This window comes from Acinetobacter sp. 16, from assembly GCF_033439925.1.
In the GTDB taxonomy this organism is placed as follows: Bacteria; Pseudomonadota; Gammaproteobacteria; order Pseudomonadales; family Moraxellaceae; genus Acinetobacter; species Acinetobacter junii.
Map to the genome: position 1 here is coordinate 429,476 of NZ_CP137746.1, position 22,542 is coordinate 452,017.

The window sequence follows — 22,542 nt, forward strand, 5'->3', positions numbered from 1 at the left end:
TTTAAATCACAAGATTTAGTTCTGATCTTCTTTATTTGCTGTACGACGATAACGTTGCCACGGTAGCGGACGATTTAAAGCTTCTGGAACATCACCACTGGTTGAACGCAAACGTAAATGAATTGCAGCTTGTGCCATTAAATTTGCAGATACTGGGGCAGTAATAAAGGCAAATAAAGTAATCAATAATTCAGCAAAACCGAAACGACCTTGAGTCGCTCCAAATACCATAGCTGCAATTAAAAAACTACCTAAACCTAGTGTGCTTGATTTTGTGGGTGCATGTAGGCGCATAAATAAATCAGGTAAACGAATCATGCCGATGGAACCCACCAGCATAAAAAATGCACCAAAAATCAAAAAGAAGGAAATAATTATTTCAAAAACAAATTGCATGATATATCTCCTTAATCGATCACATGACCCGTTGTAAAGTAACGAGCAAGTGCCGCAGTTGACACAAAGCCCAACATGGCAACCAGTAGTGCGCCTTCAAAGACATTCGTGCTGACCCAATACACACCTAAAACGATAATCAGACAAGTCGCGTTCAGGAAAAGCGTATCCAACGCCAATAATCGATCAATCACTGAAGGTCCTATGATTAAGCGAATTAGGCAAAGAAACATAGAGATCGTAATCGCAATTAAGCAAATACCAAGAGCATAAGGCAAGATTGTCATTGTTCTACTCCTTGCATTGGCTTGACATTAAAAATCTCCAATAAAGGTGTTTCATATCTATTTTTGATTTCTTGAATATCAACTTCTGCATTATCTGAACTGAGTGCATGAACTAGAATATCACCTCGCTCTTGATCAATACCTGCTGAAACTGTACCTGGTGTTGTGGTGATGATCATCGCCAGTAATGTATTAACTTCTTCATGTTCCGTTTCAAGCGGTACTCGATACCATTTAGGTTGTAAGTGATCTATTGGTCCAAGCACCATCCGTGCAACACGAAAGTTTGAAATCACGATATCCCAAAACACAACAAAGAATAATTTGATAGCAGGTATCCAATGTATATGTGGTGTGCGTGCGATGAAAGGGCGTACTAATCGTGGAATAATAATGGCTAACAAGGTAGCTAGAAATAATGTTGATAGTTCAACGCTTCCTGACAACATTAACCAACTGAGAAATACCATAAATGAAACAAATGGGTGTGGAAACCACCGATCAAGCAAAGTGATTTTTTGCATGTTAGTGTTCCTCCATTGGTTTTAATTGACTGGCATTTGGAATTGTTGGTGCTTCAAGTGTTTGCTCTGCAATCTGACGTTGTTTGTATTCCGAAATGTGCTCACCTTGCAATGTTGGTTTAGAAATCACATTTGGAATCAACAGCGCATTATGATCTTCTACTTCACCACCATATTTCGTTTCTGGCAAATAGCTAGGATCATAAGGTTGTACGCTAATAGGGCGACCTTGATCATCAAGTTTTAATATTGCTTCATTATAAAGTGCATGATTTTGAATTTGCTGTGCAGTCGCAGTCATATAATTTTGTACTGGGGCAGCAAAAACGACATAACTCATCAAGCCGAATAAAATGACATAAATCACGGTGTCATTACGATTAGGTGCTTTTTCAGGTAAATCTTGATAAGTAACAAATGCTGCTTCATCAGGATTGTCTTCAGGTGAGGTCGCTCGCCAGAACAGAATAAAACCTACACGTGTTAATGCGATGATACTCAGTAAGCTGACAACTAGAATCACAGCAATAATCCAACCTTGATAAGCTGTTTCAGCTGTTGCTTGAAGAATAAAGACTTTACCTAAAAAACCGCTAAACGGAGGTAATCCAGCCATCATAAGTGCGATGGTGAAATAGGTAAATGCAGCTGCTTTTTCTTGCTTTATTTTGGGTGCGATTTTTAAATGATCTTTAAACTCGCCACGTTGTGAAGTCATCCAGCCACAGAATAGATAAAATGCTGCAGCGATTAATGTACTATGCACTAAATAATAAAGACCTGCTGCCCAAGCTTGGGTGTTTAGCATAGCGATCGCAATCAGTAATGTTCCAATTGACGATAGCACCATAAACCCAACAAAACGACGTAAGCGATCTGCTCCAAGCGCACCAATTACACCATATAGAGATGTAATTAATCCAATAACCAGTAAGACATGCTTTAAGATGTCTTTTGCCATCGCATCATCGAATACCGTTCCATTGACACGTAATATGGCATAGATACCTACTTTGGTCATGATTGTGAAAATCGCTGCAACAGGCGTGCTCGCTACAGCATATGTTTTCGGTAGCCAAAAACCCACGGGCAACATTGCGGCTTTGATACCAAAGACAACGAATAACAAAAAACCACCAGCAATCGCGAGTTTGTGCTGATCATTGTCTAGGGTAGGGACAAGACGGCTGACATCAGCCATGTTTAAACTACCGACACTTCCATAGATCATGCCTAAACCGATGAGGAAAAGCGCCGAGGCAAGTAAATTAATCGTGACGTAATGAACGCCAAGTTGAAAGCGAGGACGACCTTGACCATGCAGTAATAATACGTACGATGCCATCAACAAGATTTCAAAAAATACGAATAGGTTGAACAAATCACCTGTTAAGAATGCACCAGATAATCCCATGAGTAGGAAGTGGAACATTGTATGGAAATAGCGACCACGAGTATCCCAATTATCACTGGCATACCAAAGTACAGGGAGCGCCAAACCATAAGTTAATACCAGCATAAAAGCTGAAAGTCGATCTAAGACTAAAACAATACCAAAAGGTGCAGACCACTCACTGAGTTGATAAACCGTTATCTGACCTGTGCTCGCTAACAATAAATAGCTCACTGCAGTAATCAGCCCCAAAGTGACTGAACCTAAACTAATACTCCGTCGCCATGGTTGACGCCAATCTTGTTTTAAAGAACCAGAACCAGGATTTCCTAAAATTAATAGAAGGAAACTTGTAAATGCAGGAATTAAAATACTAAAAATTGGAGCGTGACTTAGCCAAAAATTTGAAAAATTGAACATTATGGCTCATCCTCGCGTGGGTCATATGTCAAGGTTGGTTCCTCTTTGGAGTCAACATGATCCGTACCAGACTCATAACGACTGCGTAACGCCAATTGCACAATAAATGCGGTTGTTGCAAAACCAATTACAATTGCTGTCAAAACTAATGCTTGAGGAAGTGGATCGGTTACTTTGGTTGCTTCAGTTAAAATTGCAGGCGCGTTGACTTGTAAGCGGCCCATTGCAAATAAAAATAAATTCACCGCATAACCAATCATGGCAAGTCCAAGAACGACAGGAAATGTCCTTGCACGCAAAATCAAATAAATGCCTGTTGCAGTCAGTAATCCAATTCCCGATGCGAGTAAAAATTCAATACTTACCATTTTATTTATCTCCACTTGGGATTGGACCCGACATACTTGAGTGGCGAGAGTCACCTAAAACTGAAATTAACAGCATCGTGGCACCCACAACAGTGATGTATACGCCTAAATCAAATGCAGCCGCAGAAGCTAAATGCATTTTGCCTAGAAGCGGAGGCTCAACATAAATATGAGCACTGGTCAAGAATGGACGTGCCCAGTACCACGCGGCAATCCCAGTTATACCTGCAATCGTGAGTCCAGAACCAATCCATATCTCATAAAGGCGACCAGATTTAGCTTTGATCATTTGCTCTGCCTGATCTTGACCTAAAACGATATATTGAATAATCAATGCCATCGAAGTAATCAATCCTGCAATAAAGCCACCACCAGGATAGTTATGACCACGCAAGAAAATATAAACACTAACCACTAATGCAAGAGGAAGTACCCACGAAGCAGTAATACGTAACATTAACGGTGATGGATTAAAACGATAGCTAAGACCTTGCGTCATGGTCGTACCATGAGCACGCATACCATCCATTAGACATAGGGCACCGATTGCAGCAATACCAAGTACTGCAATTTCCCCGAAAGTATCGAAACCACGGAAATCAACGAGGATCACGTTGACAACATTTGAGCCACCGCCTAATGGAATTGACTGTTGCAAGAAGAACCAAGAGATAGAATTATGGTCTCTGGTTAGGATTAACCATGTAATCCAACCAATGCCAAAACCTCCAGCAATTGCCAAGCTTGCATCACGCCAACGACGAGGGCGACTTGATTCGTATGGTGTTAATTGCGGAAGTAATGATAGGCTCATGAGAAGCAATACAGTGGTGACAACATCAACTGTGATCTGAGTTAATGCAAGATCTGGAGCAGATAAAGTCACGAAAACCATAGTCACGACTAAACCAACGGCTCCGCTGATTAACACTGCCTTGATACGTTCATGATGGAACCACAGCATCATCCAACATGCTGAGAATAGAGTAAGCCAAAGAACGATTGCGACCCAAGGTGCATGTGTAAGTTCTCTAGTACCAGTGGTTAAGCCTTGATTGAACAAAGGTAAGGCGACCATGATGATGCTGAACAAAACGATCCAGAGCAAATAGCTTTGTAATGAACCATTTTCAGTTTTTTGTTTAATTTTGCGGCTATTCAATAATAAATGTTTAAGGAATAACTCGAATAAAATCTTCCCTTGAAGCTTGCCTAAATACGGATCTAAATCGATTTTACGAATGCGACCATCTTTGGCGAGGCTAAAATAGAAAATTGCCCCGCCAATTAATGCAACTACACTCATTAGCAATGGAGCATTAATACCGTGCCAAATCGCGAGATGTGTCCCTTCAAAATTTGGTTGCATGAGACTGGCACGTGTCACGCTGTTGACCATCGTACCTGCAAGAAGGGCAGGGAAAATACCGACTAAAATACATAAAGTCGCAAGAAAAATTGCAGGTAAACGCATACCTAAAGGTGGTTCATGCGCATCTTTATTCGGTACTTGATTCCCAAGCTCGCCGTCGAAGAACACCCCGTGAACTAGACGAATCGAGTAACTGACTGCAAATATGCCTGCCAAAGTTGCAACGATAGCTGAAATGACCATCACGGGTCCTGACAAATTAGCGAGCAATTCGGTAAAGAACATTTCTTTGGAAATAAAACCATTGCTCAGTGGAACACCTGCCATTGAGGCAGCTGTGATCATAGTTAATGTGCCAGTGAACGGTAATAACTGCCAAAGACCACTAAGCTTGCGTAAATCTCGTGTGCCGCTTTCATGATCAATAATGCCAGCTAGCATAAACAATGCAGCTTTGAAGGTGGCATGGTTAATGATATGGAAGATTGCGGCTGCTACAGCAAGAGGAGAACCAATACCAAGTAAACAAACAATTAAACCTAAATGACTAATTGTTGAATAAGCCAATAAACCTTTGAGATCTTCTTTGAAAATCGCGAAACCTGCTGCCATACACAAGGTAAACAGACCAACAAAAGTTACGATATTGTGATAAAGCGCAGCACCAATAAAAATAGGTGCTAAACGAGCAAGTAGAAAAATACCTGCTTTTACCATAGTCGCTGAATGTAGATAGGCAGAAACAGGCGTTGGTGCAGCCATCGCATTCGGTAACCAAAAGTGGAATGGAAACTGGGCACTTTTGGTAAATGCACCTAATAAAATTAATAATAGTGTCGGAACGAATAAGGCATGTTGTTGAATTTCATCTTTCATCAACACCAGTTGATCGATTTGATAGGTCCCTGTAATTTGCCCCAAAAGAACAAATCCACCTAGCATCGCTAATCCACCCATCCCCGTAATGGTGAGAGCCATACGTGCGCCACGTTGAGCAGCATCGTACTGACTCCAGTAACCCACTAAAAGAAATGATGAAATACTGGTAAGCTCCCAAAAAACTAAAAGGATCATCAAGTTGTTTGAGAGTGAAATCCCGAGCATCGCTGCCATGAACAACATCAAAAGTTGATACAGTTTAGCTAACGAATTTTTAGGACTTAAATAATAATAAGCATAAATATAAATAAGCGTACCGATACCGCTAATCAGTAAACTAAACAATAAACCTAAAGCATCTAAACGAAAGCTTAAATTGATCCCAAATTGCGGAAGCCAGTCCCAGCTTTGTATGAGCGGTGTGCCCTGAAGAACCGTTTCTGCTTGAGTTAGCAGTAATAAAAAACAACTCAGGCTAATGCCTATCGCCCCTAGTGCCGTCACACCACGTGAAAAACGTTGCAGCTGTGAGACAAGGGTGGTGCCGAGTATAAGCGGTAATAAGATAATAATCGGTAGCACACTGGTATCCATGTCGATGATTTAGATCAAAGGACCTAAGGGTGAATTTTCTTCCAAGATTCACAGGCATTCAAAGAGATTGCCAAAGTTTCAAATCTCGAAACCCAATCAAGTTAACGGAGGCAGCAAGTTGTATTGCACAACTTGAAAATAAAAAATGAGTTTTATCTTACTATAAAACATCAACAAAAACCCGATGGTATTACATGAAGTAACAACATTCTAGCAACTCAAAAGCCAAAAATCGTTCACCAAAACAATCAATTAAAGTGAAGTCTCTTGAGGGGTATCATCTATTTTTAACAGATTGAATAAATCAGTTTTTTCTTGTGGATTAAGTTCCTGTATTTGATGAAATAACTCATCCACTTTACTTACAAGAGTTTCTGTTTCTAACAAATTATGCGTTTGAGCAACGTTAGTTCCTTCACTCCATACCAGTTGATTATAAAGTTGCGAGAGTTGGTTTTGAGATTGTGCAAGATTGATTTCGTAGATTTCGTTGGCATCCAAACGTAAACATTGATAATCAAGCGCATGTTCTAAAAGCTCATCTCGGTTACCTGTTACGATGATTTGTAGTCTAGGGAATGCAAGATGTAGTCGCTGTAGAATTTCTGCTGAGAAATTTTGATCAAGTTGATGATCAACCTGATCAATTAATAAAATCCCATCACCTTCTAAGCAAGGATCGAAGCAATGTTGGTTAAGTAAACATAAGCGACGTGTCACATCACCAATCAGTGCGATCCATGTTTTGAGTGAAGCTGATAATTGTTGAAATGGAATGAGTTGCTCTTTGTAGCGCACCATCAACAGCAGTTTTGGTACATATTGTATAAATAAATCAGTAATTTCTGGAAAAACTGTATGTAGACTTTTTTTCAGAGCATATAAGTTTGGTGCAGAAAGTTGTTTGGGATGATTGGCAAGTTCTTGTTGAAGCTGCTGTAAAATTTCAGATTGATTTTGTTGTTTGAAATCATTCCCCATTAAGCGTCGAACAATATGAGCAGAGTGCGCATTTTCCACGTCACTGATTTCTCGTAACCATTCAAAAAAACGTGCAAAGGTTGTGTAGGGAAGTGCTGTTAAATCATATGCCGCAATTTCTTGCAAAATACCTGGAACATTTTTGCTTTGTAGATTGACTTCTTGGACGAAGCGTTCAGCAGGATAGTAAGCAATCAGGGGTAAGCCGAACAAATGATCTTGCAGGCTGGTTTTCTGATAAAGATTCACCACTTGATCTAGTTGTTGAGTTTCAACCTGACTGATACCAACGCCTTGACTATTAAATGTTTTAAATAATTTCCATGAGCAACTATGCGTATCTGTTTCTAGAGCAGAACTACTTTCAGCAAGAGCACCATTTAACTCAGAACTGATTCTAACGTTGACTTGAACTTTTGCTTGAAGTCGAGTCAGCATAATATCTTGATCAGAGATCACTACGCCTGCGGTTCGAATATCTTTGAAACGTGCTGAAAACCAAGTCAGGGCTTGGTAAATATTTTTTAAAACTGTGGTTTTGCCTGTCGCCTGATCACCAAGGATTAAGGTAATTGGGCGTTGTGCAGGGTGAAATTCAACAGTTAAATCTCGGAACATTCCGACATGTTTAAATTGAACCGACTCGAGTTGCATAAGCTCACCTCAATCCTGAGCGCTTTATCCTGCGGACTGGCGAAGAGTTGAGGGAGCGCATCGTTTTAATTGTTGTATTAAGTCATATAGATGATGAATATTTAGACTTACTTTAGCACGTGTACACGCAACGTAAAGTAATCTCAGCTCTTCATCTGTAATTTTATGTTCCAAGCCATTTATTTTAAATTGATAGTCATCTTCGATGTGTACGCGATTCCACTCTAAGCCTTTGGCTTTATGTGCGGTTGAAATGACATAATCAGCTTGTTCAATCGGGGTGATTTTAGCTAAAGCGCGTTTGAGTGGCTCAGTCCCATGATCATCAACTAATTTCACTAAGGGCTTGATATCACTGCCATCATTCGTTTCACAGTATTCATGTACATCATGCCATGAGTTAAACCAAGCAAGCTCTGGTACATCGGTGATGCGTTTACCTTGTTTGAGTAAACTGGCAGCATCAACAAAACGACTCAGTTTTTGGTGATCAGCTTGTAAGCTGACTTTATCACCATGGACTAAACCTGAAAGTAATAACTCCATCGCTCGTGCATTCGTCCGACATAGAATCGCATCGCGCATTTTGGTATGCGGTTTGTTGACGACATTGGACTTAACATTTGGATTGCCGAGTAAAGGGACAGTTTCATTCAACGCACCTAGTATGGAGTTTGCTACATCAGCAATCGCATCACCAAAACGGAATGAAGTCGTCAAGCGACTTTCATGTAAGGGCATTTGTTGCATTGCATTGACTGCGCCACGCCATGCATAAATTTGCTGATGTGCATCACCTACATAAATCACTTGGGTACTTTTTTGACGAAGTAATATGCCAAGCATCAGAGGATCTGCATCTTGTGCTTCATCAAACAAAACATAATCTGTTGGAATATTGGGTTCTGATAAAGCCCATAATTTCAGATAAATGTCATGCCCAATACCTGCTTGATGATTTGGATCAATCGATTCTAACCAACGTCTTTCTACTGCAGGGTAAAGGTGTTGTTGTAATGACTCAATATCATCTTGGTGCAACCAGCTAGGTGCTTGAATGTGACGAGGCGCAGGATATTGCGAACTTGTCGAGCAAAAATAACTGACCGCATTTGCCACTAAACTTGCAAGTCGACTAGGCATGAGTACATATTTTTCATAACGTCCCCCCATAAGGCGACGTAATGTAATCGGCTCAAGACGATATTCTTTAGCGATAAAACTTGGGCTTAAACGTGGTAAGCGTAATTTATCAGTCACGCCACGAGGTACACTGCGAAAAGCAAGTGAGTGAAAGGTTCTGCAATTCACATTGCCATGAAATTTATTTTGCGCTTCAGATGCGATGGCTTTGTTAAATGCCAAATACATACCACGCCGTTCAGGCATGGCATCACTAATCATTTGTAATGTCGTGGTTTTACCTGTGCCAGCATACGCAATCACTTTAAATGATTGTCCTAAACGAGCATTATCTATGGCAATCGCTTGCTCGTAGGTAGCTTTGGGTTTCTCGTGATTTGACACAGGCTCTAATTACGCTTCTTTGCTACGATTTGCTTTTTCAACCAAACCAGATAGACCTTGACGGCGAGCAAGTTCATCTAAAACTTCTTGCGGATCAAGATCGAAATAGCCCAACATGACAATACTGTGGAACCATAAATCGGCAACTTCATAAATGAGGTCATGTTTGTTTTCGAGAGAGGCGAGTGCGGCATAATCTTTGGCTGCAATAATGCTTTCAACACTTTCTTCACCGACTTTCTCTAGAATTTTATTGATGCCTTTTTTGTAGAGGCTCGCAATATAAGAACTATCTGCGGCAGCATTTTTACGCTCTTGCATCAAGCGACCTAAGTATGCAAGTACATCGACTTGTTCACTGTGGTTATGCTCGTGAGTTTCTACTTTTGCTGATGCGCCATAAATCGCCGTTGGATCTTTCAGCTGGGCATCTACAATCTCCCAACCTTGAGGGGTCAGTTTGCGATAGAAACAAGATTCACGACCTGTATGACAAGCAATACCACCATGTTGTTCAATTTGTAGAATAATAACGTCAGCATCGCAATCGAGACGGATTTCATACACTGTTTGGAAGTGTCCAGATTCTTCGCCTTTGTGCCACAATTTTTGACGTGAACGTGAGTAATACACCGCTTGATTCTTTTCAGCCGTCAGTTGTAATGCTTCACGGTTCATCCATGCAACCATTAACACTCGACCAGTTTGATGATGTTGTGCAATGGCAGGAACAAGACCATTGGAATCAAATTTAACTTCATCTAACCAGTTTGACATGAGTGAAAAATCCATTGAGTGGAAAGCCGTTAGTGTAGCGTTTGTGGCTTAGGTTGGCTATGCTTGTTGGGTAAAAAGTCATGGATCAGGCTTTAAAGGTAGTTTGAGATTTCAATCAAGTTCTGATCTGGATCACGAAAATAAATCGAAAGGATTTTTCCCATCGCACCTGTTCTTTCGATTGGACCTTCAATGATTTTAATGTGCTGTGCCTGAAGGTGCGCAATCACTTCATGGAGCGGTGTTTCCGCAATAAAACATAAATCGGCCGATCCTGCGGTTGGACAATATGCTTTAGGTTCAAATTCTTTACCAGCTTGATGTAGATTGATTTTTTGATTGCCGAATTGCAGTGCTTTTCGGTTTTCGGCAAAAGTAATGACTTCAAAATTCAGGGCTGATTGATAAAACTGACAGGTGATTTCAATATTAGCAACGGTCAAAACAAAATGGTCTAAATGGCTAATTTTCATATTTAATTTAACTCTCTTTATTTTTTTATTCACATTCAGGTAAGGATTGATTGTTTGTAATCAAACGATTTTCATGGTGTTGATACTCAGCAATTTGCTGATAACTCATTTGTTGAAGAGGTCCTTTTTTTAAGCCTGAAATGGTGATTGCCATTTCTTTACGAAAATAGGGGATTTGATACATCCACGGGAAAATTAAGTCACGTAAACTACCTGCCCACCAGTGATTGGATTGATAAAGAGGTGTCAGTAAACGGCTGAGAAATTGATAGAACTGAGTCGAGGAGCGGCGATGTTGATGATAGTGTTGCCATAATATCGACCAATCAATGTGCTGATTCTTCCGAGCGAGGCGCAATGATTGCGAAAAAGCCCATGCATCTAACAGTGCCATATTGGCGCCTTGTCCCAACTGAGGGCTCATGGCATGTGCTGCATCACCGATGACCCCGATTCGACCTTGACCAAATTTTGACATCACCACATCACGATATTGAGCTGATAACCATTGCGGTTGATTTTGCTGGTCTAATAAAAGTTGACTGAACCACTCAGCCACATCTGGCCAGCGATCTGAAACTTGTTTTAGCCATAGCTGCTTTGCAGATTCATCTTTTAAGAAAGATTGCAGTTGCGATGTTGGTAAACTCCAAAACACACTTGAAAGCCGTTGTTGTGGTGCTGCAGGAATAGCTCCTGTCGGTAATATTCCCATCATAATGTTAGAGCGATCATAAAATTGATGCAGAATCTCAGGATTCAAGCTTAAGCATTCAGGCACGATTGTCCATGCAGCTCCCCAAGGATAAGGTTGATCGATTTTAACCCATGCTTTAGGGCGAAGTTGGCTTCTTGCACCGTTGGCAATCAGTACCGCATCAAAACAATCATCGAAGAATTGGTGTTTGCATGAGCCAAAGATTCGAACTTCACTTTGTAGTTCCTCAAGTCCGTCGATACGATGTCCCATTCTCCAAGTGACATGACTCGAATATTCAGCCAATTTTTCAGTTAAGACGTGACATAAGGTGGCACGATGAATACCAAGACCAAAATGATGAGCCTCAGCTTGGTGGTAATGACTATTCACCAATAGACGTTTATCTGCAAGTTGACCTTCTAAACCCGTGACTTTTGCACCTAATTTCAATGCTTGATCAAGTACTCCAAGATGTTCGAAAACAGCTAAGCCAGCAGGTTGTAAAAGTAAACCAGCACCAACAGGAGAGAGTTCATCAACGTGTTCAAAGATCGTGACTTGATGACCTTCGCGTGCAAGTAGAATCGCGGTGGCGAGTCCTGCAGTGCCTGCACCAATAATTGCAAAATGAGGTGTTTTCATTATTTTTTCTTTTAAAGTATTTGTATATTGATCTAGTCCTGATCTTAACTGATATCTATATTTTGAAAAAGATTAAAAAACTGACTTATAAAAAAGCCCTTGTATGTACAAGGGCTTTGGAACTTATTTCACAATCCGCCACAGTGCCAAAAGGCTACTTAAGACGATCAGAATGATCGAAACAAACCAAGGGCTTATAATTGCGATCGTTAACATAATCAACATCGTACTGCCAAACATCCAGCTACGACGTTGTTGCTGTTGCATTTGCAAACGCATTTGTTGTATTTCGCGCAGTTGTTTGTCTTGCCATGCCGACTGGTTTTTTAAACCATTCAAACTATCAATGAGTAAAGTTGGTAAATCCTGAGCACCCAAAAGTAAGTCTGGGATTTGTTGTCCAATCTCTTTGATATTTTTAACTGGGTTCATATTGGCTTTGACCCATTCAGTCAAAATCGGTTTTGCCAATTTCCAAATATCAAGTTGAGGGTAAAGATCAGTTCCTAAGCCCTCTACATGGACTAAGGTTTTCAACAACAACATCAGTTGCGGTGGGATTTCTAAATGGAATCGACGCGCAATATCCATGACTTGAATCAAAATACCTGCGAAATCTAATTGATCCATTGGTTTTGAGACCATTGGGCCTACAGTGCGGCGCATCTCACGAGATAAAGCATCTTGGTCAGTACCAGGTGGAATCCAACCTGCTTGATGTACGATCTGAATCAGTTGCATGAAGTTACTGTTCATGACAGCAAGTAACATACGCGCTACGGTCATTTGGTCATGTTTTGACAACTCACCCATAATGGCGCAGTCCAACGCGATAAAGCGTGGGTTACTTGGGTTAATTGTTTCCACAAACACATTACCAGGATGCATGTCAGCGTGGAAAAAGTTGTCACGGAATACTTGGGTGAAGAAGATCGTTAAACCTTTTTCCGCCAAATCAGCACGATCCATGCCTAGACGATCAAAAGTTGCGGTATCTGAAATTGGAACACCAGTGATGCGTTCTGCGACCATCACGTCTTTACTGTCCATATAGACTTCTGGCACATACATCATGCTTGAGCCAGTAAAGTAATGACGCATGCGGCGAGTGTTGTCTGCTTCTAGACTTAGATCAAGTTCATTTAAGATAATTTGGCGATAATCTTGAATGATTTCAGATAAGTGCAGCGCACGCGCAGCTTCTAAACGGTTTTCTAGCCAATCGCCCAACCATGCCAAAATCTCAAAGTCTTGCAAAATTTGACTGCGAATATCAGGACGAGTGACTTTAACGATTACTTCACGTCCATCGTGCAAAGCCGCAGTATGGACTTGTGCAATCGATGCAGCCGCAAGCGGTTGTTCATCAAAACGTAGAAATAGTGTTGAAATATCTGCTTTTAATGAGTCTTGAATGCGCTGTTTCGCCAATTGTGTGTCATAAGGTTTTACACGATCTTGTAATAAAACCAATTGTGATAACACTTCAGGCGGGATCAAATCTCGGCGAGTCGAAAGCAATTGCCCAAGTTTAATGGCCAAAGGCCCCATATCCTCAAGGGCTTCTTTTAACTTGAGTGGATTCTTTTTCTCACGACTTGACCACGCCGCAGGATGCATTTTGATGATGTTTAATGCATGACGTGCTTTAACTGGTAACTCTTCCGCAGGAAACAAGGTGTCAAGGCGGTAATGTGCTGCAATACGCCAGAGTTCGAGTAACCGTGTAATATGCGGAATCATATGGAATTTTACCTAGTCTTGTGTTGGATTAAACTGAGATTTTAATTGCTGAAATTTTGCTTCTAAGCGATCAATTTCTTGATTGAGCTGACGAGTTTCTCGATTCAGATCATCCATTTGCCAACGTGGCGCAAACAAACCACTATCTTCTTTAAGTGTATCTTCGACAAAGAACAAATGACTTTGCAACGAGCGCTTTATTTGTTGAGGTGCAAGCTGAATTTTTCCTAACTCATGTGCGAGTTGTGGACCAATCCAAGGGGATAAATGTGCAGCGAGATCAGGTTCCGCCTGTTGCATGATGCGCTGGATATCTTGCAATAAATGATAATCACCCTGTAAAGGAATATTACCGATTTGATCCATATCACTTAGCAAAAGTCGAATCAGTTCAACCACATTTGCTACATGTAAGGTTGCAGTGGCATCGGTGATCTTATTTTGATGATCGAAAGGGCGCTGCTCAAAAATAGAAGGAGTTTGACTCTGTCCAGTGACAGTGGGTTCTAGACGAACTTTATTTTCATCAAAGAAAACATCAACTGAGAGTTGTGGACTATCGATCACAACTCGTAATAGTTGACCTTGTAATTGATTCAGTTGGATACGTGTAATCGCATCCAAATCAATCACATGATGAATGATACGTTCGACTGCACCGAGTGCTAAAATCGACCACATATCTTAAGCCTTACAGTTTGAATCCACGGTGAACTGCAACAATACCACCTGTTAGGTTGTGGTAATCACAGCTTTGGAAGCCTGCATTTTCCATCATGCCTTTAAGTGTACGTTGGTCTGGGTGCATACGAATTGATTCGGCAAGGTATTTATAACTTTCAGAATCATTCGCCACCAATTTACCCATCATCGGAAGTGCGGTGAATGAGTAAAAATCGTAGAGTTTTGAAAATGGTTCAAAAACAGGTTTTGAGAACTCAAGTACCAATAAACGACCACCTGGCTTAAGTACGCGATACATCGCTTGTAAAGCCGCATCTTTGTCAGTCACGTTACGCAAACCAAAACTGATCGTCACTAAATCAAAACTATTATCCGCAAAAGGTTCTAATGTTTCTGCATTGGCAAGTACGAAATCAACATTGGTGCAGCCCGCATCAATCAAACGATCACGACCAACATTCAACATAGATTCATTAATATCTGAAAGTACCACATGCCCTTGAGGACCGACTTCACGGCTAAAGACTTTCGCTAAATCACCTGTACCGCCTGCAATATCCAAGACATGCTGCCCACGACGAACGCCTGACATGTTGATCGCAAAGCGTTTCCATAGACGGTGAATACCAAATGACATCAAGTCATTCATGATGTCGTATTTACTCGCAACTGAATGGAAGACTTCAGCAACTTTTTGAGCTTTCTCATCACTGCTAACAGTCTGATAGCCAAAGTGTGTGGTCGCGCCGACATTGCCTGTATTGGCACCACGCGGTAAGTTGTATTTTGGTACAGAGCCGCCTGTAGGGGTAGATGCAAGTCCTTGTTGTAATGATTGTTGTTGACCTTGCGGTGTACCTTGCGGAAGCGGTGAACTTAGGAATGGACTGACTTTGTCTGAACTCGGTTTTTGCTCAACTTCTGGGGTAGGCTGTTGGTTTTCGTTAGACATTGTTTTCTCCTAAACTCTCGTTCTAGCGATACGAATCAACATGCATGATGACAGATTTTGTAATTTTTTACAGGGCTTAGCATGTAATTGTTATGAATAATATACAGAAAGTCAGTGACTAAAAAGAGTTTCTAAATCGAAAAATGCTTATGCGCCATCTCTCAATAAAAATTAGCAGAGATGACGCTGATGTTTAAGGGCGAAATGGGTCTGGGTGACCTGCGTGAACCTTCTCAATAATTTCACGCTCTTTTTCAGTGAAAGTTTTGATGAAGTTAGCCGCTGATTTCATTGGTTTCATCGCTGCAAAACCTTCTTGAATAAAGTCATACATGCGTTCGAATTGGTATTTGTTGGCAATGCCTTTACACATTTTAAATGCAGCGTACATCATGGTTGAACGCATATATTTATCTAATGCGACACCTAACTCATCCAAAAGACGTAATTGCTCATAACGATCTTCGCCTTGATCCAATTTGATGAGCGTTTGACGCATAATTTCATCAGTCAATACAGTGTCAGCTAGGTAATCTTGTAAAAGTTGTACAGCAACTTGCTCATCCAAACGTGTTGCTAAGACAGCTAGGCTAACTGATTTGGTTCCCGTTTTAATTGCATTATCTGGCAATAAACTTTCTGCTTTGTGCGCATATTTCAATAGACGTTCGATCTGCTGTGCCATTGCATCAAAATCTGGTCCACCATACAAACGGTTTAAAAAGTATTGTGCCATCAACTGATTTTCAGGTTGGGCAAAAAACTCTTGGTGTGTGGCAGCAATACGTGCTTTCATCCATGCTTGTACGTCATGTAAACGCTGAGCTAGAACTGGATCTTGATGGTAATTTAAGCTTTGGTATTGTAATAAAAGTTGATCAAATGCAGCGAGTTTTGACATGTTCGAACTCAAAAGAAATAAAACCTTAAAATCATAGGCGTGATGATAACTTAGAACTATGACAGCACAAACCTAAAATCTTTAACAATCGGTCAGTCGAGATATGCACTGAATCTAATCTACATAAACTGTACACGGGATTTGATGCCTTTTTATCAGATTTAACTATACTTATTGTTAATAATTAAACATTTAGAATTAAATATGAGCACACAACAACCGACATTTGAACTACGATCAGAAGAAGAACTTTCTTTGGATTTGATCGAGGCTCAATATGCTTTAAAAGATAGCCAAGATAAAAAAAATGCCAAAAGCGTATTAATCCTTGTCAGCGGGATTGAACTTGCAGGTAAGGGCGAAGCAGTTAAGCAATTACGTGAATGGCTTGATCCTCGTTATCTTAAAGTGAAAGCTGATGCGCCTAAGTTGTTGAGTGCCAATCAAACATTCTGGCAATCCTATACTCGGTTTATTCCTGCTGAAGGGCAAATCGTCGTGATGTTTGGTAATTGGTATAGTGATTTGTTATCTACTGCGATGCATGTTGCGAAGCCTTTGGATGAAACACTGTTTGATGCTTATGTTGAGCAGATGCGATCATTTGAACATGATTTGCAAAACAATAATGTTCATGTCATTAAGGTTTGGTTTGATTTATCTTGGAAATCATTACAAAAACGATTAGACCAAATCGATGCATCTGAGCAGCATTGGCATAAATTGCATGGCTTAGATTGGCGTAATAAAAAACAATACGATACATTGCAGAGTCTCAGCCAACGATTTACGGATGACTGGTATGTGATTGATGGTGAAGATGCAGAGCGACGTGATCAATGTTTTGCTCAATATATTTTGCAGACTTTACAAGAGCTCCCTGTTCATCAAACTAAAGTCACTGAGAAGTGGCAACAAGCCAAAATTCCAAACGAGCTATTAGAGCCATCCAAACAAGTTTTGGATAAAGATCAGTATAAGGATGAGCTTAGTAAACTCACCAAAAAGGTGGCTGATGCACTTCGATATGATGACCGTAAAGTGATTGTTGCATTGGAAGGAATGGATGCAGCAGGCAAAGGCGGAGCAATCAAACGGATTGTGAAGAAGCTAGACCCTCGTGAATATGAAATCCATACGATAGGAGCTCCAGAACGGTATGAGCTACGTCGTCCTTATCTTTGGAGATTTTGGAATAAGCTCAATGATGGGGAGAAAATTACGATTTTTGATCGCACATGGTATGGGCGTGTTTTAGTCGAAAGAATTGAGGAATACGCAACTACTGTAGAATGGCAACGTGCTTATGATGAGATTAATCGCTTTGAGCAAAGCTTAGTCGATAGTCAAACCATAGTGGTGAAGATTTGGCTTGCGATCAGTAAAGATGAACAGGCGGTTCGATTTAAAGAAAGGGAAGAAACACCTCATAAACGTTTTAAGATCACTCCTGAAGATTGGCGAAATCGTGAAAAGTGGGATGATTATTTAGACGCTGCGGCAGATATGTTTGAGCGAACGAATACTGACTATGCACCTTGGTATGTGATTGCGACTGATGATAAAAATACAGCAAGGGTCGAGGTGTTGAAGGCGATTCTAAAACAGTTGAAAGTTGGCTAAGACTAAACTTCTGATGAGTTCGTGAATATGTGGAAGAAATTGTTAAAAATAGGATTAACTTTAAGCTCCATACTTCTGCTCGCTTTTGTTTTTTTATTGGATTTTATATTTACATGATTTATGGAATTCATCCCTCGGATGAAGGAAATATAAGTATTAGCTGTACATGGGAAAATGGCAAGTTGACTACCGAAAGAACGACGATCATACAAGGTGAAAGAGTGGTATCGTCAGGCGAGGTAGATGATTGTGTTCATTGAAAAAGTGTGTAGTAATGACTAGATCACATCTAAGAAATGTGATCTAGTCATTCTTAAATTTAAGCCACGATGGTGCTTCGACTTTTTTGCTGAATACGTTTTGCCAAGTTATAGCAATCTTGGATATGTGCTTCAGTGATTTTTCGCATCATAAAATAACCAAGGCTTGCTGCGATCAGTTGACCGCCCAAAGGGATAAATTTGGTCACTTGTTTAGTGGCAATTTTGGTAAAAAAGCCGTTAAAAGATTTTTTCATTGCTGTGCGTGCGACAACGAAACCAGAGAACTCAAAACCACGTTTGCGTAATTCGTCCCAATGGATTTTCTTGGTTTCAGGATCGTAAACACTAATATGTTCAGGGGCTAAACCAAAGCGTGCATTAATATGCGGAATGATTTGCGTCAACATGCCTAAGTCGACAACAACGTCAAAAAATGGAATCGGTACAATTGCTGCACCAGCAGACCAATATGCACGTTTTTTTGTTAATTCTAAACATTCCTCACGGATTTGCTCCAAGTTCAAACTTGGATCTATTGAATCAGGAATTTTTTCGATTTTCATAAAGTTATACCTAATGTCTATCCCTTGATAGTACATTCAATCGTATTGAATGATGAATTTCAAAACAAATTTTTTATTTGATTGTTGGATTAACGTGACATAGTTCGTTGAAGTTGTATAGTGATGATTGTGTACGAATTTGTGCATTCGAATGGTGATTTATCAAAGAGGTTTCTTTAACACATGGGTATTCATGTCATTCAAAGTCAGCGCCTAGATGTATTATTACAAGGGGTGATGGCCTCGATGAATCAGCCGAGTTCGTCACCATTTCAAGTTTTTCAAACGCAGCATTTTATAGTTCCTAGCCCTGCTCAAGAACAATGGCTAACGCAAAAAATTGCTGAGCAGCAAGGCATGTCAGCGAATTACCAATTTCACCAGCGTATTCGTGGTTTTCAATGGTATGCCTATCAACAGGTGCTCGAAAATAAAGAACAAGTCCGTAAAGCCAATATTCCACGGTTGATTTTAAAATGGCGTATATACCAAGCTTTACAACCTTTTATTCAGTCTGCACAGATCAGCTTGCTTGAAGATCATCCTTTATATTCGATTGTGCAGCGTATTTATGACAGTGCCGACCAATTACAAGATGGCACAGAGAAGCAGTTAAAAAAACAAAGTATGCTGTATTGGGTCGCTGAGCAAGTCTCCCATCTTTTTAATAACTACATGATTTATCGCGGAAGTTGTCAACGTGGCTGCGTACAGGATTGTACTTGTGCGAGTAACTGGTTATCTAAATGGGGGCGTAATCAAGCCCTCGATATTGAAAAGTTAATCTCGACAACAGATCAACAGACGTCTGCGTTTAGTTTGAACCAAATCGAACAGTTAGAGGCTTGGCAGCGTTGGTTGTGGCAGCATTATTTCCATGAGGATTTTGTGGAAATGCAGCGTATTGATACCGATTTTTGGAAACTTTTAGACAATGAGGTTACAAGAACGCAGGCTTTGGCTCAACTTCCCAAGCAGATCATTATATTTACACTATTAGATTTACCACCCAGCCAATTACAGTTTTTACGCCGTTTAGGGCAGTATCTTGATGTGTTGATTTTGCATTTCAACCCGTCACAAGAGTACTGGGCAGACAGTGTCGATCCGCAATGGAAGCAGAGTTACGATCTTGGTGTCAAAGAGCGCTTTATTCTTAAAAATCCAAAGGCCACGGATGCAGAAATAACGGCCTTTTTTGAACAATTCACTTTGTTTTTTAATGCGCAGGCACGTGAGTCACGTCACCCTTTATTGACTCGACTGGGTAAACAAGCTCGAGATCATTTCTCTCTTTTATCACAACTGGCAACAGGTGAGGAAGGGAAGTGGGTCGATGCCTTTGTGGATCATTTCCCAGAAACTTTATTGGGTAAAGTGCAGTCAGATATTTTCTATCTTGCTGAACCAAAAGCTGAACAGTATCAGTTGGATGAAAATGATCAGTCGATTCAGATTCATGTGTGTCATTCCAGTTTAAGACAACTTGAAGTGCTGAAAGAGCAATTGGTGCATTGGTTATCTGAAGTAGATGACATACCACGCCGTCCGAGCGATGTTTTGGTATTAACGCCTAATTTAACTGAATTAGAACCTTTAATTCGCAGTGTGTTCCCTGCGGTTGCTCATACTCAAGAGGCATTTTTACCCGTCAAAATTGCTGGGGTGGCGCAGCTTGATGCACTCAATGCATGGCGAGCTGTTTCAGGTCGGATGCAATTACCACAAGGGCGTTTTACTCAGGATGATTTTGCAGATTGGTTGAATCTAGCTGCAACTCAACAACGTTATGGTCTTGATTATAGTCAAGCTCAACGCATTTTAGCTTTGTTAAATGATGCAGGCTTCAAGCGTGGCTTGGATGCAGCACATTTACAGCAAAGCTTAAGTGCTAACGATGACGACTATCGGTATAGTTTTAAGTTTGCTTTAGATCGATTAGCACTAGGGATTGCCATCCCAGCTCATGTGATGGTGCAGCAGACTTTAAGTTATGCAGATGTTCAGCCAAGTGACTTCGAGTTGATAGGTTTGTTGATTGAAATTTATCAAGATTTATCAGCACGGCGTGATTGGTGGATTGCACATGAGTTAGGGCAGAGTTTTACTGTAGAAGCTTGGTTGAAAAAGCTAAAGGAAGACATTCAAGAGTTTGAACAAGCTGATATTGTTGCCCTAAAAGCAGTACGCGATATTGTCCATAAGCAAGAGCGAATGCTGACTTTGGCGAGCTATTATGACGATGCTGAAACTCAATTACGTCAGATTTCACTGCCTTTGCCTTATATCGTTGATGAAATTCAACGGGCTTTAGAAAGCCAATCTGCACAAGTTGAACCGACAGGGCAAATTACATTTAGCCAAATTGGTCAGATTCGCCCGATTCCTTATCGATTGATTGTGCTTTTGAATTTAGATACGGGTAAGTTCCCTAATCGAGATAGTCATATCCCCTTTGATTTAATGGATGCTCTTCGTCAGCAATTAGGTGATCGTTCTCGACTGGAAGATGATCAAGGTGCATTTTTGGATGCAGTTTTGCTAGCACAAGAGCAGCTTTGGCTATTCTATAATGGCTTTGATGTGAATGATGGTGAGGTACGTGAACCATCAAGTGTATTGCAAGGTTTTCGAGATCACTTGGGACTGATTATAAAGCCAGATCTCGCTGACTCATTTGCCAATACAGAAACTTCTTGCGCGGATGATTATAAAGCTTTGCAAATCCCGTCAAAACTTTATCCACTTTATCATTTGCATCGCTTACAACCTTTTGATCCATTAGGATTTATCGCTGAGCAAAGACATATACGCTATCAAGATCATTGGTTTAAGGTAGCATCCCAGTTGCAGCAGGTTAAGGGTGAACGTCAGGCTTGGGTCAATACAAGTTATCCACTTGAACAGCAAGACATGATCATTCTAGATGCTCATTCATGGATTCAGGACGTGATTTTCCCTGCACGTTTGTATCTTAAAACGCTGGGTATTGAAAATCTAAGTGCTACAGAAGTAGTGGATCAGACTGAACCTCTGATGCTCGATGGTCTAGGTAAATACGCGATTCGTCATTTTTTACAACAAAACATAGATGCTACGGCACCCGCTTTATTGCAAGATCAGTTACCTGTCGGAAAAATGCAACACAGTGCATGGCAACAAAGTCGTATAGAGCAACAACGTTTGTTGGAACGTTTGCGAGACTATGCAACTTCCCCAACAGAAACCACGCAACGTGTTTGGCGAGTATCGAAACAACTTCAAATCAGTTGTGTTACACCCAAACACATTGCGCAAGACTGGATTAGCTTAGATGCTTCGAGTGCACGTGCTAAACGCTTTGCCAAAGTTTGGCTTGAGTATTTGCTGTGGCTTGTCATTTTGGATCAAGAGACGGCTTCTGAAAAACGTCGTGTGGTGGTATTTAGTGATCAAACCGTGATTTGTGAGGGGGTGAGTTCACAGCAGGCGAAGCACTATCTACAGCATTGGTTACAGCTTTGGCAACAGGCCCAACAGCAACCTGTGGTGCTGCCTGCGGCATTGTTATTAAAACCTTTGGAAAAAGGGAAAGCATATGACTGGGTTGAACAGGATGCACTACATACGCTGAGTGAAGATAGCCAAAATGATTTGCTGAAAATCTGGAAAAACACCTACAACACAGGCTTTGTTGATTTCAGTCAAGATGAGGCGAATCAACAGCACCGAGATTGGCAGTTTATTTTGCAGGAACAGGATGCAACGGCATTGTTGCAATTCGCCTGTGATCATTATTCTTATGCTTTATATCAACCAATTTTTGAATTTTTACGAGTGGAGTAAG

The 22,542-nt window shown here is 40.7% G+C and carries 18 protein-coding genes; 2 read left to right on the forward strand and 16 right to left on the reverse strand.

Features of this window, described 5'->3' with window-relative positions; genetic code table 11:
• Window positions 1-15: 15 nt before the first annotated feature.
• The 15 genes from R2H34_RS02015 to R2H34_RS02085 form a co-directional block, all read right to left on the reverse strand.
• Window positions 16-396: a Na+/H+ antiporter subunit G gene (locus R2H34_RS02015; RefSeq protein ID WP_005403578.1), complete on the reverse strand. Its 381-nt coding sequence runs from the start codon at window positions 394-396 to the stop codon at window positions 16-18.
• Between the two features lie 11 nt (window positions 397-407).
• Window positions 408-683: a monovalent cation/H+ antiporter subunit F gene (locus R2H34_RS02020; protein ID WP_004916826.1), complete on the reverse strand. Its 276-nt coding sequence runs from the start codon at window positions 681-683 to the stop codon at window positions 408-410.
• Window positions 680-1,207 (reverse strand): Na+/H+ antiporter subunit E, encoded by a 528-nt coding sequence (locus R2H34_RS02025; protein WP_151805439.1) that lies wholly within the window; start codon window positions 1,205-1,207, stop codon window positions 680-682. Before R2H34_RS02025 ends, R2H34_RS02020 begins: the two co-directional genes overlap by 4 nt.
• A gap of 1 nt (window position 1,208) precedes the next feature.
• Entirely contained in the window at window positions 1,209-3,020 is a 1,812-nt protein-coding gene (locus R2H34_RS02030; RefSeq protein WP_039047683.1) for a monovalent cation/H+ antiporter subunit D, read from the reverse strand.
• Window positions 3,020-3,388 (reverse strand): Na+/H+ antiporter subunit C, encoded by a 369-nt coding sequence (locus R2H34_RS02035; RefSeq protein WP_004876507.1) that lies wholly within the window; start codon window positions 3,386-3,388, stop codon window positions 3,020-3,022. The genes R2H34_RS02030 and R2H34_RS02035 overlap by 1 nt, the downstream gene beginning before the upstream one ends.
• A 1-nt stretch (window position 3,389) precedes the next feature.
• Window positions 3,390-6,233 carry a monovalent cation/H+ antiporter subunit A gene (locus tag R2H34_RS02040; protein ID WP_282896532.1) on the reverse strand — a complete coding sequence of 948 codons (2,844 nt, stop codon included), beginning with the start codon at window positions 6,231-6,233 and terminating at the stop codon, window positions 3,390-3,392.
• Window positions 6,234-6,485: 252 nt separating this feature from the next.
• A complete protein-coding gene (locus tag R2H34_RS02045) occupies window positions 6,486-7,868 on the reverse strand; it encodes an AAA family ATPase (RefSeq protein WP_039047681.1) in 1,383 nt (460 codons plus the stop codon).
• A gap of 24 nt (window positions 7,869-7,892) precedes the next feature.
• Window positions 7,893-9,395 carry a UvrD-helicase domain-containing protein gene (locus R2H34_RS02050; RefSeq protein WP_004916813.1) on the reverse strand — a complete coding sequence of 501 codons (1,503 nt, stop codon included), beginning with the start codon at window positions 9,393-9,395 and terminating at the stop codon, window positions 7,893-7,895.
• 9 nt (window positions 9,396-9,404) lie between these two features.
• The gene (gene hisIE, locus R2H34_RS02055; RefSeq protein ID WP_004916811.1) at window positions 9,405-10,172 is read right to left on the reverse strand and encodes a bifunctional phosphoribosyl-AMP cyclohydrolase/phosphoribosyl-ATP diphosphatase HisIE; all 768 of its coding nucleotides are present in this window, start codon (window positions 10,170-10,172) and stop codon (window positions 9,405-9,407) included.
• A 92-nt stretch (window positions 10,173-10,264) separates the two neighbouring features.
• Window positions 10,265-10,645, reverse strand: a complete 381-nt coding sequence (locus R2H34_RS02060; protein ID WP_039047680.1) for a VOC family protein — start codon at window positions 10,643-10,645, stop codon at window positions 10,265-10,267.
• Between the two features lie 25 nt (window positions 10,646-10,670).
• Window positions 10,671-11,987: an FAD-dependent oxidoreductase gene (locus tag R2H34_RS02065; RefSeq protein WP_039047679.1), complete on the reverse strand. Its 1,317-nt coding sequence runs from the start codon at window positions 11,985-11,987 to the stop codon at window positions 10,671-10,673.
• Between the two features lie 123 nt (window positions 11,988-12,110).
• Entirely contained in the window at window positions 12,111-13,730 is a 1,620-nt protein-coding gene (locus R2H34_RS02070; RefSeq protein ID WP_004916803.1) for an ABC1 kinase family protein, read from the reverse strand.
• 12 nt (window positions 13,731-13,742) lie between these two features.
• The gene (locus tag R2H34_RS02075; RefSeq protein ID WP_004958639.1) at window positions 13,743-14,411 is read right to left on the reverse strand and encodes an SCP2 domain-containing protein; all 669 of its coding nucleotides are present in this window, start codon (window positions 14,409-14,411) and stop codon (window positions 13,743-13,745) included.
• Between the two features lie 10 nt (window positions 14,412-14,421).
• Window positions 14,422-15,366 carry a bifunctional demethylmenaquinone methyltransferase/2-methoxy-6-polyprenyl-1,4-benzoquinol methylase UbiE gene (ubiE, locus tag R2H34_RS02080; RefSeq protein ID WP_004916798.1) on the reverse strand — a complete coding sequence of 315 codons (945 nt, stop codon included), beginning with the start codon at window positions 15,364-15,366 and terminating at the stop codon, window positions 14,422-14,424.
• Between the two features lie 193 nt (window positions 15,367-15,559).
• On the reverse strand, window positions 15,560-16,267 hold the full coding sequence (locus R2H34_RS02085) for an FFLEELY motif protein (protein WP_042891890.1): 708 nt from the start codon (window positions 16,265-16,267) through the stop codon (window positions 15,560-15,562).
• A gap of 204 nt (window positions 16,268-16,471) precedes the next feature.
• Between R2H34_RS02085 and R2H34_RS02090 the strand changes: the two genes are divergently transcribed.
• On the forward strand, window positions 16,472-17,890 hold the full coding sequence (locus R2H34_RS02090) for a phosphate--AMP phosphotransferase (protein WP_151707748.1): 1,419 nt from the start codon (window positions 16,472-16,474) through the stop codon (window positions 17,888-17,890).
• Between the two features lie 319 nt (window positions 17,891-18,209).
• On the opposite strand, the gene R2H34_RS02095 is transcribed toward R2H34_RS02090, so the two are convergent.
• A complete protein-coding gene (locus R2H34_RS02095; RefSeq protein WP_004916789.1) occupies window positions 18,210-18,716 on the reverse strand; it encodes a hypothetical protein in 507 nt (168 codons plus the stop codon).
• A gap of 183 nt (window positions 18,717-18,899) precedes the next feature.
• On the opposite strand from R2H34_RS02095, the gene R2H34_RS02100 reads away from it, so the two are divergent.
• A complete protein-coding gene (locus R2H34_RS02100; RefSeq protein WP_318342399.1) occupies window positions 18,900-22,541 on the forward strand; it encodes an exodeoxyribonuclease V subunit gamma in 3,642 nt (1,213 codons plus the stop codon).
• Window position 22,542 lies beyond the last annotated feature (1 nt).